Below are 18,744 nucleotides of genomic sequence, written 5' to 3'. Positions count from 1 at the left end.
AGCCATGGTCGAAGCCAGCAACGGGAATGCGCGCGAGGCGGGCAACATGAGCGCGCGCGAGGCGCGCGACACGAGCGCGCGCGGCACGCGCACGGTGCTGGTCACCGGCGGCAATTCGGGTATCGGCTACGAGTGTGCGCGGGCGCTGGCCAAGGCGGGGCATCACGTCGTCATCGCGAGTCGCAGCCGGAGGGCGTCGGACCAGGCGGTTTCCCGCATCGCTTCCGAGGCGGGCAGCGACCGCATCGAGGCGATGGAGCTCGACCTTGCGTCGCCCGAGTCCATCCGCGAGCTGGTGGCGGCGATCGACGCGCGCGATCTCGCGCTGGAGGCGCTCGTCTGCAACGCCGGCCTGCAGTTCACGAAGGGGCCGGTGCTATCGGAAAAAGGTTACGAGCTGACGTTCGCCGTCAATCACCTCGGCCACTTTCTGCTCGTGAACCTGCTGCTGTCGCGGCTTCTCGCCAGCGCGCCGGCGCGTATCGTCGTCGTGTCGTCCGGCGTGCACGACTCGAAGCGTTTCACCGGAATGCCCAAAGCGAACGTTACGGACATGCAAACGCTAGCCGCCACCGGCTGCGCGTCGCGCGAGCGCTTCAACGGCGGCCTTGCGTACGTCAACAGCAAGCTGTGCAACCTCTGGTTTTCCTACGAGCTGGCAAGGCGGCTGGCGGTGGCCGGCATCGGCTCGGGCAACCAGGTGCTCGCGATCAACGCCTTCGACCCTGGCCTGGTCCCAGGCTCCGGGCTCGCCCGCGAATATCCGGGCTGGATGCAATTCGTCTGGAGCCAGGTCATGCCGGCGATGGCCGCCGGCCTCACGCGCTTCGTCCCCAGCATCAGCACGGCGGAAAAATCCGGCGCCGCGTTGGCGCAGCTCGTTCTCGATCCGCGCCTGGCTGCGCCCGGCGCGCGATACTATCCGTCGCACACGCGATGGTACGAGTCGCCGTCGTCCGACCAGTCGTATGACGCCGGCCGCGCCGGCGAGTTGTGGGAGGCGAGCGTGGGGATGAGCGGGCTGGCGCGCGGGGAATCGCCGCTGCTCGCGTAGCTCACTGCCCGGGCATCCCCTTCAGCACCGCCAAATATTCGCGGTACCTGCTGCGCGCGTTGACGACTTCCTCGCGCGGGAGCTGCAGCTCGGCGCAGATCCGTACGATTTCGTTGTCCTCGGCCGTCGAGATCGACTGGTCGGCGGCCGACACGGCGAACAGGCAGTCGAGCAGCGCGAGTTTCTCATCGCGCGTCGCGAGCTTGCTGAATTCCCGAGTGACGAGGAAGTTTTCGGTGCCGCCGAAAAGCGCTTCCTGGCTCTTGGCGATCTGCAGCACGAGCACGGCCTGCTCCTCGGACAGGCCGCCCTTTTCCATCACGATGCGCTCCATCTCGCGCGCTTCCTCGTCGCTGATCACCAGATCGGTGCGCGCGACGCGGCAGAGCAGGAACGCGAACGCCGCGATGAATCGCGCACGCTCCGGGTCCATCGCATCGAGCGACGCGACGATCTTGCGCACGGTCTGGGTATCGGCAGACGAGCTCGAAGGCGCGGTATGGCCGAACATCCGGAGGATCGACATCGGGGTTCCTTCGCCGCCTGTCAGTACATGTTGAGCTGCAGGCGCGCCGACTCGGTCATCATCGCCGGGCCCCACGTCGGCTCCCAGACCAGGTCGACGACGACGTCGGTCACTCCGTCGATCATGCGCAGCACTTTCTCGACCGTTCCCGGCATCGAGCCCGCGACGGGGCACGCGGGAGTCGTCAACGTCATCGTGACGCCGACTTTTCCTTCAGGACTGATGTCGATGCTGTAGATCAGGCCCAGCTCGTAGATGTCGACCGGGATCTCCGGATCGTACACCGTGTGCAGGGCATCGATCACGAGCTGCTCGAGCTTGTGGCCGTCCACCTGGCCGGACGCCGGCGCCGCAGTGGTGGCCATCGGCGGGGTCGCCTGAGGGGACGTTGCAGGCACGTCGGGCTGCGATGCAGGGACGGTTTCCGCGGCAGGGGTCTGGATCGGAGTTGCCATCGTCATTCCGTTTTCGCGACCTCGGTCGCGTGTCCTTCCAGCGCGTTGTGCAGCGTGTGCCAGGCCAGCGTCGCGCACTTGACGCGCATCGGGTACTGGCGCACCCCTTCGAACACCGCAAGCTTGCCGAGCTCGACGCTGTCCTCGCGCGCGACGTCGTCGTCGCGTCCGGTCACCAGCGCCGTCGTCTTTCGAAACAGCGCGAGCACCTCCGGCAGGCGGCGTCCGCGCACGGCTTCGGTCAGAAGCGATGCCGATGCCTGGGAGATCGCGCAGCCCTGTCCCTCGAAGCTGACGCCGTCGACGAGGTCGCCGTTCATCTTCAGGTGCAGCGTGATCCTGTCGCCGCACAGCGGGTTGTGCCCGATCGCATCGTGCGTCGCGCCCGGCAGCGGACCGAAATTCCGCGGGCGGCGCCCGTGGTCCAGGATCAGCTCCTGGTAAAGGTCGCGAAGGTCCGACATCAGCGAAACAGCTCCCGCACTTTTGCGAGCCCATCGACGAGGCAGTCGATGTCCTCCGTCGTGTTGTAGACGGCGATCGATGCGCGCGCGGTGGCCGCCAGGCCGAACCGGTGCATCACCGGCTGCGCGCAGTGATGGCCGGTGCGAATCGCGATGCCTTCGCTGTCGAGGATGGTGCCGATGTCGTGCGGATGGATGTCCCCGATCACGAAGGAATGAACGCCGGCCTTCGCGCGCGCGGTGCCGATCATCCTCAGCTCCGGGACCGACATCAGCGCTTCGGCGGCGTACGCGAGCAGCACGCTCTCGTGGGCGGCAATGCGGTCGCGTCCCACCGACTCGATCCAGTCCACGGCGGCACCGAGACCGATCGCGCCGCCGACGTCCGGAGTGCCCGCCTCGAACTTGTGCGGCGCGACGTTGTACGTGGTCTTCTCGAACGTCACGTCGAGGATCATTTCGCCGCCGCCCTGCCACGGAGGCATCGCATCGAGCAGCTCCCGGCGTGCCCAGAGCGCGCCGATTCCCATCGGTGCGTACATCTTGTGACCGGACAACGCATAGAAATCGCAGCCGAGCGCGGCGACATCGACCGGAGCATGCGCGACCGCCTGGGCTCCGTCGACGACGACTTTCGCGCCGGCCTCGTGCGCGAGGCGGCAGATCTCCGCGACAGGCAGGATCGTGCCGAGCGCGTTGGAGACGTGCGCCACCGAGACGATCTTCGTGCGCGGGCCGAGCAGGGACGCGAACGCGGCCATGTCGATCTCGCCGCTGTCGAGCACCGGCACGACGCGAAGCCTGGCACCGCTCTTTTCGCAGACCATCTGCCACGGCACGATGTTCGAGTGGTGCTCGAGCCCGGTCAGCAGCACCTCGTCGCCGGCTCCGAGCACGGACATCCCGTAGGACCACGCGACGAGGTTCAGTGCCTCGGTGGTCCCGCGCACCCAGACGATCTCCGAAGGATCGCTGGCACCGATGAAGCGCGCGAGCTTGGTGCGCGCCGCTTCGTAAGCGACCGTGGCGCGCTCGCTCAGCGTGTGCACGCCGCGGTGCACGTTCGCGTTGTCGTGCTCGTAGTAGCGCGTGACGGCATCGAGCACGGCGCGCGGCTTCTGGGTGCTGGCCGCGTTGTCGAGATAGACGAGCGGCTTGCCCGAGATCTTTTCACGGAGGATCGGGAACTGGGCGCGGATCTCGTCCACGTCGAGAGACACGCGCGGCCCGGGCTGACGCAGCGCAGTCGTCATGCGGCCTGCCCCTTCGCGGCCGTCCCGAGCGCACGAATGCGCTCGCCAACCATCGCCGTCAGCGCGTGGCGAAGCGTTTCGGGCACCACCGACTCCACGACCTCGGCGGCGAAGCCCGCGACCAGCAGCCTGCGCGCTTCGCGCGGATCGATGCCGCGCGACAGCAGGTAGAACAGCGCGCTCTCGTCGAGGCGGCCGACGGTGGCTCCGTGGTTGCACACGACGTCGTCGGCGTAGATCTCGAGCTGGGGCCGCGTTTCGGCCACCGCGCCTTCGCCGAGCAGAATGCTCGGGTTCTTCTGCATCGCCCTGATTTTCTGCGAGCCGGCACGCACGAGCACTCTTCCGGTGAACACGCCGCGCGATTTGTCGTCGAGGATGCCCTTGAAGAGCTGGTCGCTGCGCGTGTGCGGCGCGCAGTGGTCGATCGTCACGTGGTGGTCGACGTGGCGCGAGCCGTCCATCGCATACAGTCCCGACATCCGGCATTCGGCCTGCTCACCCGCCAGGCGCACGGTGAGCTCGGTTCGCGACAATGCCGCGCCGAACCCGAAGGCGTGCGATACGAAATTGCTGCCGGGTCCCTGTTCCACCTCGACGCGCGCGACGTGGAACGAAGACTTCGCTTCGTCCTGGATGCGAACGTGACCGAGCACGGCCCCGGAGCGGAGCACGACTTCGCTCGCGGCGTTGGTCAGGCACCGCGCGCCGTCCTCGCCAATGTAATGCTCGACCACCAGTGCCGAGCTGCGGGGCCCGGCGATGACGACGTTGCGCGGATACGCGACGAAAGGCCGCTCGCGCCGCGTCGCAAGGTAGACGACGTGGAGCGGCTGTTCATTGATCGCTCCTTCGGCAATCTCGATGACCGCACCGTCGTCGAGAAAGGCGGTGTTGAGAGCGGCAAATCCGTGGGCCGCAACCGGCAGGTAGCGTCCGAGCCACGGCTCCAGTTGCTGAGGATCGGTCGCCAGGCGCTCGCGAAGACTCGACAGTCGCACCGAAGCGCCGGCGACGCTGCCACCGGGCCGCGACAGCGAAGCGCGAAAGTGCCCGTCGACGAAAACGACGAGGGGAGCGTCGGCGGTGATGCCCGAAGCCTGCGAAACGAGCGGCCTCAGCCGACTGTCATCGACGGCGGCGGCCTCGGAATCGAGCACGGGTTCCAGCCGGTCCTTCAGCGCCGGAAGGATGTTCGTGTACTTCCAGTCCTCGTCGCGAACTCCGGGAAAGCCGGCGAGCGCGAAGGCGCTGATCGCGTCACGCCTCAGCGCGTCGAGCCACGCGGCGCCGCGGCCGGGCAGACCTTCACGCAGGCGCTCGAAATCGCCGGTGAATGCTGCTTTCGGATCGGCCGTCGCCATGGTCTCGTCCTTTTCCGTCACGCCGCAGGCGCTGCCTGCTCCTCGATCCACGTGTAGCCGCGCTCCTCGACCTCGAGCGCGAGGCCGGGGCCACCGGAGCGCACGATCCGTCCGCCGGCCAGCACGTGCGTGAAGTCGGGCTTCACGTAGTCGAGCAGGCGCTGGTAGTGCGTGATCAGCAGCATGGATCGCTCGGGCGAGCGCACGCTGTTGACTCCATCGGCGACGGTGCGCAACGCGTCCACGTCGAGACCCGAGTCGGTCTCGTCGAGGATCGCCAGGCGCGGCTCGAGCATCGCCATCTGGAAAATTTCGTTGCGCTTCTTCTCGCCGCCCGAAAAGCCTTCGTTGACGGAGCGGTGCAGCAGCTCTTCGCTCAGCCCTACGATCTTCATCTTCGCGCGCGCGGCCTGCAGGAAGTCGACGGCGTCCATCTCGGACAGGCCGCGGTGGCGGCGCTGCGCGTTGAGCGCGGCCTTGAGAAAGTACGAATTCGCGATGCCCGGCAGCTCGACCGGATACTGGAACGAAAGGAACACTCCCTCGCGAGCCCTCTCGTCGGCCGGCATCGCGAGCAGGTCGCGCCCCTGGTAGAGCACCTCGCCCGCGGTGACGCGGTAAAGGTCGCGGCCGGCCAGGATCTGCGCAAGCGTGCTCTTGCCCGAGCCGTTCGGCCCCATGATCGCGTGCACTTCGCCGGCGCCCACCTCGAGGCTGAGCCCGCGCAGGATCGGCTTGCCGTCGATCTCGGCGTGAAGGTCGCGGATGGAAAGCATCGCAGCTTCGCTCATCCGACCGCCCCTTCGAGGGTAACGCCGAGCAGCTTCTGGGCCTCGACGGCGAACTCCATCGGCAGCTCGCGAAACACCTGCTTGCAGAAGCCGTTGACGATCAGCGAGACGGCGTCCTCGGCCGAGAGGCCGCGCTGCTGGCAGTAGAAGAGCTGGTCCTCACCGATCTTCGAGGTCGAGGCTTCGTGCTCGACCTGCGCCGTGCGGTTTCTCACGTCGATGTACGGGAACGTGTGGCAGCCGCAGCGGTCGCCGATCAGCAGCGAATCGCACTGCGAATAATTGCGAGCCCCGTCGGCGCCGGGCGCCACCTGCACCAGGCCGCGATAGCTCTGCTGGCCGTGGCCCGCCGCGATGCCCTTGGACACGATGGTGCTGCGCGTGTTCTTGCCGATGTGCAGCATCTTGGTGCCGGTGTCGGCCTGCTGGTGGTTGTTGGTCACAGCCACCGAATAGAACTCGCCGACCGAATGGTCGCCCTGGAGGATGCAGCTCGGGTACTTCCACGTGATCGCCGATCCGGTCTCGACCTGGGTCCAGGAGATCTTCGAATGGGCGCCGGCGCACTTGCCGCGCTTGGTCACGAAGTTGTAGATGCCGCCGCGGCCTTCCTTGTCGCCCGGATACCAGTTCTGGACCGTCGAGTACTTGATCTGGGCGCGCTCGTGCGCAACCAGCTCGACGACCGCAGCGTGGAGCTGGTTCTCGTCGCGCTTGGGCGCCGTGCAACCTTCGAGGTAGCTCACGTACGAACCCTCGTCGGCGACGATCAGCGTCCTTTCGAACTGTCCGGTGTTCTGCGCGTTGATGCGGAAGTACGTCGACAGCTCCATCGGGCAGCGCACGCCCGGCGGGATGTAGCAGAAGCTGCCGTCGGTGAAGACGGCCGAGTTGAGCGCCGCATAGAAGTTGTCGGTGATCGGCACCACCGTTCCGAGATACTTGCGAATGAGGTCGGGGTGGTTCTGCACGGCCTCGCTGAAGGAGCAGAAGATCACTCCCGCCTCGGCCAGCTTCGCCTTGAACGTCGTCGCAACCGAGACGCTGTCGAACACCGCATCGACGGCCACGCCGGCGAGCAGCATCTGCTCGTCGAGCGGAATGCCGAGCTTGTTGAAGGTGTCGCGAAGCGCGGGATCGACCTCGTCCATGCTCTGGAGCGACGGCTTCGCCTTGGGGGCCGCGTAGTAGCTGATCGCCTGGTAGTCGACCGGCGCGATCTTGAGGTGGGGCCACTTCGGCTCGCCCTCGCTGCGTGCCATTTTCATCCACGACCGGTACGCCTTCAGGCGCCAGTCGAGCATGAAGTCGGGCTCGCCTTTCTTCTTCGACAGCAGGCGGATCAGGTCCTCGCTGAGGCCGGGCGCGACGATGTCACTCTCGATGTCGGTGACGAAGCCGTACTTGTAGTCGCCCCGCTCGGAGACGAAGTCTCTTGCGTCCTGGCCGCCGCTCATCGCGCAGGCTCCGGGGCGGACAGGGACGCAGCGCCCGCCAGCGACGCGGCGCGCGGCGCCGACGTGTCGCGCGCGAGCCACGCGTGCAGCATTCCTTCGTTGCGCGAAAGGTCAGTCAGCGAGATCGCCGACAGCGCCGTCTTCAGGATGCCGTTGACGTTGCGCCACAGTGCGCGGATCGAGCAATCCGTCGAATGCATGCAGCTTCGCTGGGAGCCGGTGTGGGCGTCGCAGAACTTTTCCTCGTAAAGAGGACCGCCGAGCTCTTCGAGCACCTGCCAGACGCTGATTTCGGACGCCGGCCGCGCCAGGTGGTAGCCGCCGGCGGCGCCGCGGGTGCTCTCGACGAAACCCTGGTTCTTGAGCGTCCGCATCAGCTTGGCGGCGTACTCGAGGCTGAGCCCCTCGGCGGCGGCGACCTCCTGGGTTCGCATCGGCTCGCCGGACTCGTGCATGGCCACCCGCAGGAGGCAGCGAAGTCCGTACTCTTCCTGGGCTGTGATGTGCATGAGGCGACCATTTCCATACCATACAGAAAAGTCAATATTTCTTCGACGGGGCGCGGCAAGGTCTATTCGCGCTGTTTTCCCCGCTCTTTCGGCGTACGGACAAGCCCCCCTTTGGGGTGGGCCCGAAAGCGCTTCGTCGGCTTCGCAGGGCCCGGCGCGCCTTCGAGGCCGGCCGCACCGCGCCGCCTCCGGGCCTGGCGCTGCGCCGCGTCCGAGCGCGGCACCTGCGCCGCGCCGTACGCGAGACCTGCGCCATGCCCGCGCGCGGCAGTTGCAGGTTTCGACGGCCGGCCCACCATATCCACAGTTCCTGCTGCCGAGGTGCGTCCATGAACGACATCGAAGCTTTCGCCCGCTACGCCGCGGCATTCGAAGCGGCCTTCGTCAGCGATGACTGGAAGCCCGTTCGCGAGTCTTTTTCCGACGACGCCGTCTATGAAGTGGCAGCCGGCCCTCCGTTCGGCGGCACCTGGAGCGGTCGCGACCAGATCGTCGATCACCTCATCGAATCGGTGAACTCCTTCGACCGGCTCTACGACGAGAGACTGCTCGAGCCCCTGTCCGGCCCCGAAATTCGCGACGGCGCCGTCTTCGTCGCGTGGGCAGTGACGTACCGGAAGAAGGGCGAGCCGGACCTGCGAGTGACGGGCGAGGAGAGAGCCTGGATCCGCGACGGCAAGATCGTGAGGCTCGAGGATTCGATGCCGGGCTGACGGCGCCCCTCGACTCTGCCTCACGGACGGCGCAAAACGCGGGCAACCGGCCCGCAGGAGCAACGTCCGTGAGCAGCGCCGCCCCAGAGTTTCCCGAATTCAACCCGAAGATCGCCAGCGCGATGGTCGCCGCCAGCGACAAGATCGGCGGGCTCCCCGGCTATCTCGGCGTCACCATCGACGAGATCACCCCCGGCTTCCTGCGCGCGAGCATGCCGATTCGCGAAGAGCTGCTGACGATCATGGGCGCGATCCACGGCGGCGTGATGGCCGGCCTCGTCGACCATGCGCTCGGTTGCGTGCTCTATCCGTTGATGAAGCCGGGCCAATGGGCAGCGACCACCGAGTTCAAGATCAACTACCTCGCAGCGGTCAAGAGCGGCACGCTCGTTGCGGAATCGCGAGTGCTCTCCTGCGGACGACGCTCGGCCGTGGTGCGCGTCGACGTGAGCAACGGAGCAAAGCTCGTCTGCGTCGCGCAGGGAACACTGCTGATCTCCGATCCACCTGGATCCGCCGGCAGTCGAAAAGACTGATGGAGATCGCGTCGTGAATTCGCGCGCGGTCGTGCAGACCGGGCCACGCGCCCTCGAGATGCGCGACATCGAGGTTCCCGACATCGACGCCGACAGCGCGATCCTTCGCGTGGAAGCGTGCGGGATCTGCGGTAGTGATGTCGAGCAATACGACGGATTGCTGCCGGTGCGCATGCCTCTGGTGCCCGGCCACGAGCCTCTCGGGATCATCGAGCGCATCGGCGACCGCGCGGCCAGGCGCTGGGGAGTCGACGCCGGCGACCGTGTCGCTGTCGAAACATTGATTCGCTGCGGGAACTGCCGCGATTGCGTCGCCGGCGACTACCAGCTCTGCCGCGGCCGCGGCACGATGTTCGGGTACGCCTACGTACCGTTGTCGCATCCTCCGGGCCTGTGGGGCGCGTACGCCGACTACATGTACCTGGATCCGAACACGCTGCTGCACAAGATCGACCGATCGATTCCGGCCGAGCTCGCGGTGATGTTCAATCCTCTCGGCGCCGGCTTTCGCTGGGCCGTCGAGGCCGGGGAAGTGGGGCCCGGCGATACGGTGCTGATCCTCGGGCCGGGACAGCGCGGCCTCGCGAGCGTCATTGCATGCCGCGCGGCTGGCGCCGCAAAGATCATCGTCACCGGTCTTGCGCGCGACGGGGCCAAGATGGCACTCGCGCGCGAGTTTGGCGCCGATGCGACGATCGACGTCGAGAACGAGGACGTGCGCACGCGCGTCAAGGAGCTCACCGGCGGGCGCGGAGCCGATGTCGTCGTCGAGGTCTCGGCGAACGCGACCGAGCCGGTCGCCGAGTCGCTGCACTACGTGCGTCCCGGCGGGCGCATCGTCCTCGCCGGCGTCAAGGGCTTCAAGAGCGTGCCCGACTTCATCAGCGACCTCATCGTCGTAAAAGAGATCCAGATCCGCGGCGTGCTCGGCGTGACCAGCGCCGCGTATCGTTCGGCCATCCGGCTGATCGAATCCGGCACGGTGCCGCTCGCGAAGATGCACACGCACGATTTCCCGCTCGAGAAAGCCGAAGAGGCGATCCTGACGCTGGCTGGGCGCACCGGCGGCGCGGCGAGCATCCACTCGTGCCTGCGGCCGGGGATGTAGCCGAGACGCCGACCTGCGACCGGCGTCCGTTCCGGTTCGAGGCCGGCGTCGCAAAAAACCTGAGGCATCGCGCGCGACCTTCGCCCGGCTGGCTGATATCATCGCGAGCCGTGTCCGGATCGACGTGGATCTTCGGCTACGGGTCGCTCCTGTGGAAGCAGGAGTTTCCATACGATGTCGCGCTGCCGGGCTTCATCCATGGCTGGGAACGCCGCTTCTGGCAGGGATCGACGGATCATCGAGGAGAGCCGGGGGCGCCGGGCCGTGTGGTCACGCTGGTGCGTCGCATCGGCGCAGTCTGCCGCGGCGTCGCGTTCCGGCTTCGTGACCATGAGCGCGACGACGTGCTCGCGCACCTCGACCATCGCGAGCGGGGCGGCTACCGCAGGGTCCGCACCCGCCTGTTCACCGCGCCCGACTCGAGCGTGCAGGGGTTGATCTACATGGCCGACCCGCGCAACCCGAACTATCTGGGACCGGCTCCTCTTGACGAGCTTGCGGCGCAGATCCGCGCCGCCAGGGGCCACAGCGGCCCGAACGCCGAATACGTGTGCCGGCTCGCCGATTCGCTGCGCCGTCTCGGCGCCGAGGATCCCCACGTGTTCGAGCTCGAAGCGGTGCTGGGCGCCGGGCAGCCGCAGCAATGAGCATCGTCCGCGGCCGTCTCAACGCCGGCCGGCACCGCGCTCGTAGCGGCCGCTCGCCTTGCGGATCGCGCGCTGGGCGGCTTTCGCGCTCTTCCAGCCTTCGATTTTCACGCTCTTGCCCGTCATTTCGATCGCGGTGACGAAGAACTGTTCGAGCTCCTCGCGCATTCGTTTCGAAATGTCACGGACGTCCTCGTAACGGCGGTCACGCCGCGGAACCAGGATGATCCTGTCGTTGCGTATCTCCGCCTCGCCCTTGCCGTCGCGCTGGACCATCGAGACCGCACCGATCGGCGAAGTTTCGATGACGACGCCCGGCCAGGTCGCAACGTCGCTCAGCACCATCGCGTCGAGCGGATCTCCGTCCGCAGCCGTCGTGCTCGGGATGAAGCCCCAGTCGTACGGATACGCGACCCCGAGCGGCAATGCGCGCTGGAACACCCATGTCCTCAGGAGCGGCTCGAACTTCAGCTTGACGAGCGATCCGCGCGGCGCCTCGACGACGACGTGGACGTCGCCGTTCTCGTTGCAGGTCGGAAGATTGGTCAGGTCGGACACCACTGCGCCTCATCACGTCGATGTCCATCCAGTCAGCATATTGCAGTCGCGTCGAGACCCCCTGCCCCCGCGGCGGCGCGGAAACCACTGTGACGGCGCAGCAGCGTCGCACCCGGCGGGGCAGCCGCCTGCGCTACGCTCAACGAGAAACGGGGACTTCTTCCTGCTTCAGCGCGACGCCGGTAAGGCGTCTTTTCGTCGCCTCGCCGACGAGCCATGCGATTCGCGCCGCTGCATCGGCAGGAATCAGGCCGCCGCATCGGATGTTCGAGATGCAGTTGCGCCGCGAATCCGGCGTGCCGGGCCGCGGCGCCCACGTCACGTAACAGCCGAGGGAGTCGGCGGCCGACAGGCCCGGTCGCTCGCCGATCAGCACGACGACGAGGTCAGCGCCGAGCGCTTCGCCGACGGGATCGCCCACCGCGACGCGTCCCTGCTCGACGAGAGCCACGCAAGCGACGCGAGATCCTTGCGCCTCGAGCGCAGCGACGAGAGGTTCGACGACGGCCACGGCGTTGGTCTGCACGGCCTCTGCCGAGAGCCCGTCGGCGATGACGATTGCGATGCGGTTGCCGCCGGCCTCCGCGAGCGACGCAAGGCGCGAAAGGGACGCATCGTCGAGAAGCCGTCCCAGGTCGGGCCTTCGAAGGTAGGTGGCGCGGTCGGGCGCGCGGCTGTGCAGGCGCACGGTCACCAGGGAGCGGGCGCCGAGCGCAGCGGCCAGCGCATCGAAATCGACGGCGGTCCACACGGCGTCGCGTGCGCGCGCGTGGTCACCGACGAATGCAAGGTGGGCGCGCGTCGGCAGGCTCGCTCCGGCGCGCCCGAGTGCCACGCGCGCCGCGGTGTGGCGGCCGAGCACCTCGCGCGAGATCGCCGCGGGAATCACGCTCGGCAACCGGGTCACGGCGCACTCTCGATTGCCGCCAGCGCGCCCTCGAGCGCGCGACGGTCGGGATTCGCGAGCAGCCTGCCACGGTCGTCGGCCAACCCCATGCTCGCGAGCCATGCCTCGAATTCGGGTGCGCAGCGCCTTCCGGTGAGCGCGCGCACCGCGAGCACGTCGTGGTGGGACAGGCTCTGGTAGTTCAGCATGACGTCGTCGGCGCCGGGAACGGTGATGACGAAGTTGACGCCGGCCAGCACGAGCATTGCGAGCAGCGAATCCATGTCGTCCTGGTCCGCCTCGGCGTGGTTCGTGTAGCAGACGTCGACGCCCATCGGCACGCCGAGCAGCTTGCCGCAGAAATGATCCTCGAGGCCCGCGCGCTGGATCTGCTTTCCATCGTAGAGGTACTCGGGGCCGATGAATCCGACGACGGTGTTCAGCAGCAGGGGGCGGAACGCACGAGCCACTGCGTAAGCGCGCGCTTCCATCGTCTGCTGGTCGACGCCGTGGTGGGCTTCGGCCGAAAGCGCCGCGCCCTGTCCGGTTTCAAAATACATCACGTTGTCCCCGACGGTGCCGCGCCGGAGCGACAGCGCAGCGGCCTGCGCTTCGCGCAGCAGCGCCAGCGTGACGCCGAAGCCGGCGTTGGCCTTCTGCGAGCCGGCAATCGACTGGAAAACCAGGTCTACCGGCGCGCCCCGCTCGATCGCTTCGATCGCAGTCGTCACGTGGCCGAGGCAGCAGCCCTGGCCCGGAAGGCCGAGCCTGGTGCGAATGTCGTCGAGGAGCGTGACGATGCGCACGTAGTTGGCGACACCGTCTCCTGCGGGGTTCACGCCGATCACCGCGTCGCCTGCGCCGAGCAGCAGACCGTCGACGATTGCCGCAGCGATGCCGCGGCTGTCGTCGGTCGGATGATTCGGCTGAAGACGCGTAGCGAGCCGGGCGCGAAGCCCGATCGTGCCGCGGAAACGCGTGACGACTTCGCAGCGCGCCGACACCACCGCGAGGTCCTGCAGGCGCATCAGCTTGGAAACCGCGGCAACCATCTCCGGCGTCAGTCCAGGCGCAACCGCGGTCAGGCTTTGCGAGTCGACCTGGTCGCCGAGCAGCCACTCGCGAAGCTCACCGACGGTCAGCGATGCAACCGGCGCAAACGCAGCAGCGTCGTGCGTGTCCACGATGAGGCGTGTGACCTCGTCCTCTTCGTAAGGCACCAGCTCGTATTCGAGGAACTCCTTGAGCGGCAGGTCGGCGAGCGCGGACTGGGCCGCGAACCGCTCGGTCGCCGACGCGGCGGCAATACCGGCAAGGTGATCGCCGGAGCGATCGGGCGAGGCTTTCGCGAGCAGGTCCTTCAGGTCGCGAAAGACCCAGCGCGTACCACCCACCGTCGTCGCGTATGCCACCGCTGGTTTTCCCCGTCGTGCGCCGGGCTCCGCCCGCTGCGCAAGTACGCGCCACGACGGGCGTTGCCGATGCAACCGACTTGATTGTCGGCAAGGCGCGCCGCCCACGCAATGCGGCCAGGCCACGCAACCGTGCTCGCTCGAAAGGATACAACACGAGGGGCGCCGCCTCGGGTGGGAGGCCGAAGGAATTGACTGCATCCACAAGCCGCCATAGAGCGGCCCGCGATGTCGGGGCCGTTGCAGAGCGCCCACCGTGTCGGCCGCGTCGCCGCCTCGCAGGCGGATCTGGTGCGCGAAGCGTTCGCCAGATCGGTAATCCGCGGCCTCGGCGATCGTCCACGCTGGCTGAGCTGCCGCTACCTTTACGATCACCGCGGCAGCGAGATCTTCGAGCACATCACCGAGCAGCGCGAGTACTACCCCACTCGCACCGAAGCGGGGATCCTCGCACGCGAGGCGCAGCGCATCCGCGCGGTGTGCGGCGCAACGACGCTCGTCGAGCTCGGTGCCGGCAGCGCCACCAAGACGCGTCATCTGCTCGATGCCTGGACCGCCGGGCCGCATCCGCGGCCGGTGGCCCGCTACGTGCCGATCGACATCAGCCGCACGATGCTGGCCGCGACCTGCGAGGCGCTTCGAGCAGAATTTCCGGCCCTGGCCGTCACGCCGCTTGCCGGCTCCTACGAGCAGGCGCTTCCGCGGCTTCGCCGCTTCTCTCCGGTGACGCTGCTCTTTCTCGGCAGCAGCATCGGCAATCTGAATCCCGATGAGCTCGGCGAATTTTTCACGATGCTCACGGCCAACCTCGCCGACCGCGACCAGCTGCTTCTCGGAATCGACCTCGTCAAGGACACCCGCGTCCTCGAGGCGGCCTACAACGACGCCGACGGATGGAGCGCAGCGTTCACGCTCAACCTGTTCTCGCGCATGAACCGGGAGCTCGGCACCGAAGTCGACGTTGCATCGCTCGAGCACGTCGCGCGCTGGAACGAGGAAAAATCGCGCATCGACATTTTCGCGCGCGCGCTGCGGCCGGTCGTCGTCACGTTGCCCCGATGGAAAAGGCAGTTCCGCATCGAGGCCGGCGAGGAAGTGCTCGTCGAGATCAGCCGCAAGTTCCGTACCGAGCAGATGATCGCCGATGCGATGCGACACGGGTTCGGGCACGTCGAAACTTTCACCGACCCCGACTGCCTGTTTGCGCTGCTGCTGCTGCGCTACCGTGCCCATGCGGACCGGCCGGCGCGCCTTCGCGAGCGACTGCGGACAGAGCTGCAGGAACAACGCGAACGGACTCTCGAGATCGTCGCGCCTCTGACGCCGGCCGGCCTTACGTCGCAGCATTCGCCGATCCTGAGCCCCGTCGTCTGGGACCTCGGCCACATCGCGAGCTACGAGCAGGAATGGGTGTACCGGACGGCGTCGCGCCGCGGTACCGCCGACGTGCCGGCGTACGACGCCGGCATCTACGATCCGATCCGACATCCTCGCCGTGTTCGCGGCTCGCTGGCGCTTTCGAGTGGCGCACAATGCCTGTCCGACCTCGAGGCTGCACGCGACGCGACGCTGGCACTGCTCGATTCGGCGCCGCTGACTTCCGAAGACCCGTTGCTGCGCGACGGCTACGTTTTTTCGATGATCGCCCAGCACGAGGCGCAGCATGGCGAGACGATCCTGCAGGGGATCCAGCTGACGAATTTCCCTCAGTACGAGCCGTCGCGGCGCATCGAGACTCAGCCACCGGCCTGCGCCGCCGGCAGCGGCGAAGAAGTGCTCATCGCGGCCGGCCCGTTCACGATGGGAAGCGACGATCGCAGCGCGGCCTACGACAACGAGAGGCCCTGCCACATCGTCGACCTGCCGTCGTTCTGGATCGACGCGCACCCGGTGACCAACGAGGTGTTCGCACGCTTCGTCGAAGACGGCGGTTACAGGCGTCGCGAAATGTGGACGACCGAAGGATGGCAGTGGCTGCGTGAATCGGGCGCGAATCATCCCGCCGGATGGAGACGCGAGGGCGACGGGAATTGGAGCGAGCTTGCCTTCGGCCGCAGGGCGCCGCTCGTCGCGGATCGTCCCGTGGTTCACGTCTGCTGGTACGAGGCGGTCGCGTGCGCGCGCTGGCTCGGGAGAAGGCTGCCGAGCGAGGCCGAATGGGAAAAGGCGGCCGCCTGGGACCTCGAGCGCGGCGTCGCGCGACTCTATCCCTGGGGCGACAGCGAACCGTCGCCCCACCGCGCCAACCTCGACCAGCGCACGTTCGCGCCGGCTGCCGTCGGTGCGTATCCGCAAGGTCGCAGTTACTACGGCTGCGGGCAGATGCTCGGCGACGTCTGGGAATGGACGGCAAGCGATTTCCTGCCGTATCCCGGGTTCCGCGCCTTCCCGTACCCCGAATACTCGCAGGTTCATTTCGGCAGCGCGCACAAAGTGCTGCGCGGCGGCTCGTGGGCCACGGCATCGATTGCGATCCGCAACACATTCCGGAACTGGGACCTGCCCCAGCGCCGCCAGATCTTCGCAGGTTTCCGCTGCGCCCATGATTGATCCGGCCGGGTGCCTTCGCTCCGCCGGCCGTCAGGGAGGGAGTCTTGGCTGAGGCTCCGAGCCCTCTGCGTGCGAAGATCGAAGCACTTCCCCTGGCGATCCACTGGCTGACGGTCTGCATCCGGACCGTGCCGATGCCGTCGTATCCGGGCGGCGAGAGGCCTTCGGCAACGATCATCGTCGGAGGCGACGGTGAACGGGGACTGGGCGAGCACGTCGGCTGGAGTGACGCGGATCATTCGCGCTTCGCGGAGGCTGTCCAGAAGCTTCCGATCCGTCCCGAAACGACCGTTGGACAGTGGAGCGGGCTGGCAGGCGATCTGCCTGCGTATGATCGCGCAGCCATCGAAGCGGCAGCGATCGATCTTGCGCTGCGCCAGCAGCACACCAACCTGTTTCGACTGACAGCAGTGGACCCGCGCCCGGTGCGTTATGTGCTATCGTTCGCAAGGATGCAGGACCCGGTTCGCGAAATCACCGAGGGCTTTGCCGGTCCTCTCGAGGTGAAGATCGATCTCGACCCTGCGTGGCCGGACTCGGTGCTGAAGGACCTCGCCGCACTCGGGCGCGTCGCGGTGCTCGATTGCAAGGATGCGGGCAGCGTCGAGGACGCCGAGCGCGCATGCGCGCTGGTTCCCGGCTGCCGCATCGAGGATCCACCGTTGCCGCGCGAGCGCTGGTCTGCGTCGCTGCGCGCGCGTTTTGCCGCCGACAGTCCCGTCATCAGCGCCGAGGCGCTCGAGCATCTCGTGCCGCGACCCCTTGCCGTCAATATCAAAGCGCCGCGCCTCGGAGGCGTGCTCGAGGCGATCGACTGCATCGCACGCGCCAGGACGCTCGGCATCGAGCCGTACATCGGCGGAATGTTCGAGGCGGGCGTCGGTCGCAGCCAGGCGCTGGTGCTGGCCGCGCTGGCCTGCCCCGAAGGGACCAACGACGTCGCTCCTCTGGTCGGATCCGCCGGGCGGCCCCTGCGCCTGGACGTCGATGCGCGAGCGCCGGGATTCGGAGAGCACGCCCGGTGAACGGCTTCGTCGAGTTCGATCGCACCGTGTTCGCGCTCCCCGACGGCCGCCACATCCTCGACGACTTCTCGCTGTCGGTACCGGCCGGCCAGACGCTTGCGCTGATCGGTCGCAGTGGCTCCGGAAAGACGACGGCGCTGCGGCTCGTCAACGCGCTCTTGCTGCCGACGTCCGGCTCTGTACGCGTGGGCGGCGTCGCGACCACCGACCAGGATCCGATCGCGCTTCGCCGTCGCTGCGGTTACGTGATCCAGGAGGTCGGGCTGTTTCCCCACCTCGACGTCGCACGCAACGTCGCGACGGTTCCCGAGCTCGAGGGCTGGTCGCCCGCCAGGATTCGCGAGCGCACCCACGAGCTGCTGGCGATGGTCGGCCTGGAACCCGACACCTACGCAGGCCGGTTTCCGCACCAGCTCTCCGGCGGGCAGCGCCAGAGAGTCGGTGTCGCCAGGGCGCTGGCGGCCGATCCGCCGCTGCTGCTTCTCGATGAGCCTTTCGCTGCCCTCGACCCGATTACTCGCCGCGAGCTGCAGCAGGAGTTCCGTGAGCTTTCCGTTCGTCTCGGCAAGACGGCGGTGTTCGTCACTCATGACCTGGCGGAAGCCGCGAGGGTCGCCGACCGCGTCGCGCTCGTCGTCGAGGGCCGGCTCGTCGCCGATGGCAGCGTCGCCGATCTTGCGGCCAGCACGCACGACGAAGCCCGTGCTTTCATTGCCGCAAGCGAATGGGGCGTGCGCAGCGCCGGTGCAGGCACCGACGCCGATGCCGGCCGTGCGGCCACACCCTGACAGGACGGAGATGGCCGCCGAGATCCTCGCCGCGACGCTGCGTCACATCCTTCTCGTCGCCATCTCGGTCGGCGTGGCGTGCGTCGTCGCGATTCCCCTCGGAATCGTGCTGACGCGCCGGCCGCGCTGGAAGAGCCTCGTGCTCGGCAGCGTCTCGGTCGTGCAGACGATTCCGAGCCTCGCTCTTTTCGGGCTGCTGATCCCGCTGCCGTGGATCGGCGGCATCGGCATGCGCACGGCACTGGTGGCGCTGACGCTGTATTCGCTGCTCCCGGTTCTTCGCAACACCGTTGCCGGAATCGACGGCGTGGACCCCGCGATACGCGAGGCCGGCCGCGGAATGGGAATGACCGATCGCGAGCTGCTCGTCCGCGTCGAGCTTCCGCTTGCCGCCGGCGTGATCCTCGCTGGAATCCGTCTGGCGATCGTGATCGGCATCGGCCTGGCGACCATCGCCGCGGCGATCGGGGCCGGAGGCCTCGGCGTGCTGATATTCCGCGGAGTGGCGATGCTCGACGACAAAACCATTCTCGCGGGCGCCGTACCGGCGGCCCTGCTCGCGCTGGCCGCCGACGCCGGCCTCGGTGCGATCGAGCGCAAGCTGAGGATCCCGCGGTGAGCCTGTGCGCTCTTGCCCCGCTGGTTGCG

General features: G+C 67.6%; 20 protein-coding genes. 9 read left to right on the top strand and 11 right to left on the bottom strand.

Features of this window, described 5'->3' with window-relative positions; all coding sequences use genetic code 11:
• Window positions 1–4 precede the first annotated feature (4 nt).
• On the top strand, window positions 5–1,054 hold the full coding sequence (locus VGK20_19095; protein ID HEY2776155.1) for an SDR family NAD(P)-dependent oxidoreductase: 1,050 nt from the start codon (window positions 5–7) through the stop codon (window positions 1,052–1,054).
• Between the two features lies 1 nt (window position 1,055).
• Here VGK20_19095 and VGK20_19090 read toward each other — a convergent pair whose 3' ends face one another.
• From VGK20_19090 to VGK20_19055, 8 genes are all read right to left on the bottom strand, one after another.
• The gene (locus VGK20_19090; protein HEY2776154.1) at window positions 1,056–1,580 is read right to left on the bottom strand and encodes a TerB family tellurite resistance protein; all 525 of its coding nucleotides are present in this window, start codon (window positions 1,578–1,580) and stop codon (window positions 1,056–1,058) included.
• A 20-nt stretch (window positions 1,581–1,600) separates the two neighbouring features.
• Entirely contained in the window at window positions 1,601–1,945 is a 345-nt protein-coding gene (locus VGK20_19085) for a DUF59 domain-containing protein (protein ID HEY2776153.1), read from the bottom strand.
• Window positions 1,946–2,037: 92 nt separating this feature from the next.
• Window positions 2,038–2,499: an SUF system NifU family Fe-S cluster assembly protein gene (locus tag VGK20_19080; protein ID HEY2776152.1), complete on the bottom strand. Its 462-nt coding sequence runs from the start codon at window positions 2,497–2,499 to the stop codon at window positions 2,038–2,040.
• Entirely contained in the window at window positions 2,499–3,752 is a 1,254-nt protein-coding gene (locus VGK20_19075; protein ID HEY2776151.1) for a cysteine desulfurase, read from the bottom strand. The genes VGK20_19080 and VGK20_19075 overlap by 1 nt, the downstream gene beginning before the upstream one ends.
• A complete protein-coding gene (gene sufD / locus VGK20_19070) occupies window positions 3,749–5,167 on the bottom strand; it encodes a Fe-S cluster assembly protein SufD (GenBank protein ID HEY2776150.1) in 1,419 nt (472 codons plus the stop codon). Before sufD ends, VGK20_19075 begins: the two co-directional genes overlap by 4 nt.
• Window positions 5,134–5,892 carry a Fe-S cluster assembly ATPase SufC gene (sufC, locus tag VGK20_19065; protein ID HEY2776149.1) on the bottom strand — a complete coding sequence of 253 codons (759 nt, stop codon included), beginning with the start codon at window positions 5,890–5,892 and terminating at the stop codon, window positions 5,134–5,136. The genes sufD and sufC overlap by 34 nt, the downstream gene beginning before the upstream one ends.
• A gap of 11 nt (window positions 5,893–5,903) precedes the next feature.
• Complete coding sequence (gene sufB, locus VGK20_19060) at window positions 5,904–7,364, bottom strand: Fe-S cluster assembly protein SufB (protein HEY2776148.1); 1,461 nt, start codon at window positions 7,362–7,364, stop codon at window positions 5,904–5,906.
• On the bottom strand, window positions 7,361–7,873 hold the full coding sequence (locus VGK20_19055; protein ID HEY2776147.1) for an Rrf2 family transcriptional regulator: 513 nt from the start codon (window positions 7,871–7,873) through the stop codon (window positions 7,361–7,363). Before VGK20_19055 ends, sufB begins: the two co-directional genes overlap by 4 nt.
• Before the next feature lie 329 nt (window positions 7,874–8,202).
• Between VGK20_19055 and VGK20_19050 the strand changes: the two genes are divergently transcribed.
• The 4 genes from VGK20_19050 to VGK20_19035 all read left to right on the top strand — a co-directional run bounded on the left by VGK20_19050 (window position 8,203) and on the right by VGK20_19035 (window position 10,877).
• Window positions 8,203–8,586 (top strand): nuclear transport factor 2 family protein, encoded by a 384-nt coding sequence (locus VGK20_19050; protein ID HEY2776146.1) that lies wholly within the window; start codon window positions 8,203–8,205, stop codon window positions 8,584–8,586.
• Window positions 8,587–8,654: 68 nt separating this feature from the next.
• Window positions 8,655–9,122, top strand: a complete 468-nt coding sequence (locus tag VGK20_19045) for a PaaI family thioesterase (protein HEY2776145.1) — start codon at window positions 8,655–8,657, stop codon at window positions 9,120–9,122.
• Window positions 9,123–9,135: 13 nt separating this feature from the next.
• Window positions 9,136–10,230, top strand: coding sequence for an alcohol dehydrogenase catalytic domain-containing protein (locus VGK20_19040; GenBank protein ID HEY2776144.1), 1,095 nt, complete (start codon window positions 9,136–9,138; stop codon window positions 10,228–10,230).
• A 110-nt stretch (window positions 10,231–10,340) separates the two neighbouring features.
• Window positions 10,341–10,877: a gamma-glutamylcyclotransferase gene (locus VGK20_19035; GenBank protein ID HEY2776143.1), complete on the top strand. Its 537-nt coding sequence runs from the start codon at window positions 10,341–10,343 to the stop codon at window positions 10,875–10,877.
• 18 nt (window positions 10,878–10,895) lie between these two features.
• Here the strand turns inward: VGK20_19035 and VGK20_19030 are convergent, their stop codons facing one another.
• From VGK20_19030 to VGK20_19020, 3 genes are all read right to left on the bottom strand, one after another.
• A complete protein-coding gene (locus VGK20_19030) occupies window positions 10,896–11,435 on the bottom strand; it encodes an inorganic diphosphatase (protein ID HEY2776142.1) in 540 nt (179 codons plus the stop codon).
• Window positions 11,436–11,574: 139 nt separating this feature from the next.
• Complete coding sequence (gene eutC / locus VGK20_19025; GenBank protein HEY2776141.1) at window positions 11,575–12,342, bottom strand: ethanolamine ammonia-lyase subunit EutC; 768 nt, start codon at window positions 12,340–12,342, stop codon at window positions 11,575–11,577.
• A complete protein-coding gene (locus tag VGK20_19020; GenBank protein ID HEY2776140.1) occupies window positions 12,339–13,733 on the bottom strand; it encodes an ethanolamine ammonia-lyase subunit EutB in 1,395 nt (464 codons plus the stop codon). Before VGK20_19020 ends, eutC begins: the two co-directional genes overlap by 4 nt.
• Window positions 13,734–13,961: 228 nt before the next feature.
• On the opposite strand from VGK20_19020, the gene egtB reads away from it, so the two are divergent.
• From egtB to VGK20_19000, 4 genes are read left to right on the top strand one after another with little or no spacing between them, the layout of a single operon-like run.
• Window positions 13,962–16,283: an ergothioneine biosynthesis protein EgtB gene (egtB, locus tag VGK20_19015; GenBank protein HEY2776139.1), complete on the top strand. Its 2,322-nt coding sequence runs from the start codon at window positions 13,962–13,964 to the stop codon at window positions 16,281–16,283.
• A gap of 44 nt (window positions 16,284–16,327) precedes the next feature.
• The gene (locus VGK20_19010; GenBank protein ID HEY2776138.1) at window positions 16,328–17,308 is read left to right on the top strand and encodes a hypothetical protein; all 981 of its coding nucleotides are present in this window, start codon (window positions 16,328–16,330) and stop codon (window positions 17,306–17,308) included.
• Complete coding sequence (locus VGK20_19005) at window positions 17,305–18,096, top strand: ATP-binding cassette domain-containing protein (GenBank protein HEY2776137.1); 792 nt, start codon at window positions 17,305–17,307, stop codon at window positions 18,094–18,096. The genes VGK20_19010 and VGK20_19005 overlap by 4 nt, the downstream gene beginning before the upstream one ends.
• Before the next feature lie 10 nt (window positions 18,097–18,106).
• Window positions 18,107–18,715, top strand: a complete 609-nt coding sequence (locus VGK20_19000; protein HEY2776136.1) for an ABC transporter permease — start codon at window positions 18,107–18,109, stop codon at window positions 18,713–18,715.
• The last annotated feature ends 29 nt before the right edge of the window (window positions 18,716–18,744 follow it).

This window comes from Candidatus Binatia bacterium (assembly GCA_036493895.1).
Classification (GTDB): Bacteria; Desulfobacterota; Binatia; order UBA1149; family CAITLU01; genus DATNBU01.
Note: the sequence above shows the minus strand (reverse complement) of the source record. Positions and strands in the feature narration are given on the sequence as shown.

Bases quoted from the DNA above. Each gene is read 5' to 3' on its own strand.
- VGK20_19095 (HEY2776155.1), top strand. From the start codon at position 5: ATGGTCGAAGCCAGCAACGGGAATGCGCGCGAGGCGGGCAACATGAGC.
- VGK20_19090 (HEY2776154.1), bottom strand. From the start codon at position 1,580: ATGTCGATCCTCCGGATGTTCGGCCATACCGCGCCTTCGAGCTCGTCT.
- VGK20_19085 (HEY2776153.1), bottom strand. From the start codon at position 1,945: ATGGCCACCACTGCGGCGCCGGCGTCCGGCCAGGTGGACGGCCACAAG.
- VGK20_19080 (HEY2776152.1), bottom strand. From the start codon at position 2,499: ATGTCGGACCTTCGCGACCTTTACCAGGAGCTGATCCTGGACCACGGG.
- VGK20_19075 (HEY2776151.1), bottom strand. From the start codon at position 3,752: ATGACGACTGCGCTGCGTCAGCCCGGGCCGCGCGTGTCTCTCGACGTG.
- sufC (HEY2776149.1), bottom strand. From the start codon at position 5,892: ATGCTTTCCATCCGCGACCTTCACGCCGAGATCGACGGCAAGCCGATC.
- sufB (HEY2776148.1), bottom strand. From the start codon at position 7,364: ATGAGCGGCGGCCAGGACGCAAGAGACTTCGTCTCCGAGCGGGGCGAC.
- VGK20_19055 (HEY2776147.1), bottom strand. From the start codon at position 7,873: ATGCACATCACAGCCCAGGAAGAGTACGGACTTCGCTGCCTCCTGCGG.
- VGK20_19050 (HEY2776146.1), top strand. From the start codon at position 8,203: ATGAACGACATCGAAGCTTTCGCCCGCTACGCCGCGGCATTCGAAGCG.
- egtB (HEY2776139.1), top strand. From the start codon at position 13,962: ATGTCGGGGCCGTTGCAGAGCGCCCACCGTGTCGGCCGCGTCGCCGCC.
- VGK20_19000 (HEY2776136.1), top strand. From the start codon at position 18,107: ATGGCCGCCGAGATCCTCGCCGCGACGCTGCGTCACATCCTTCTCGTC.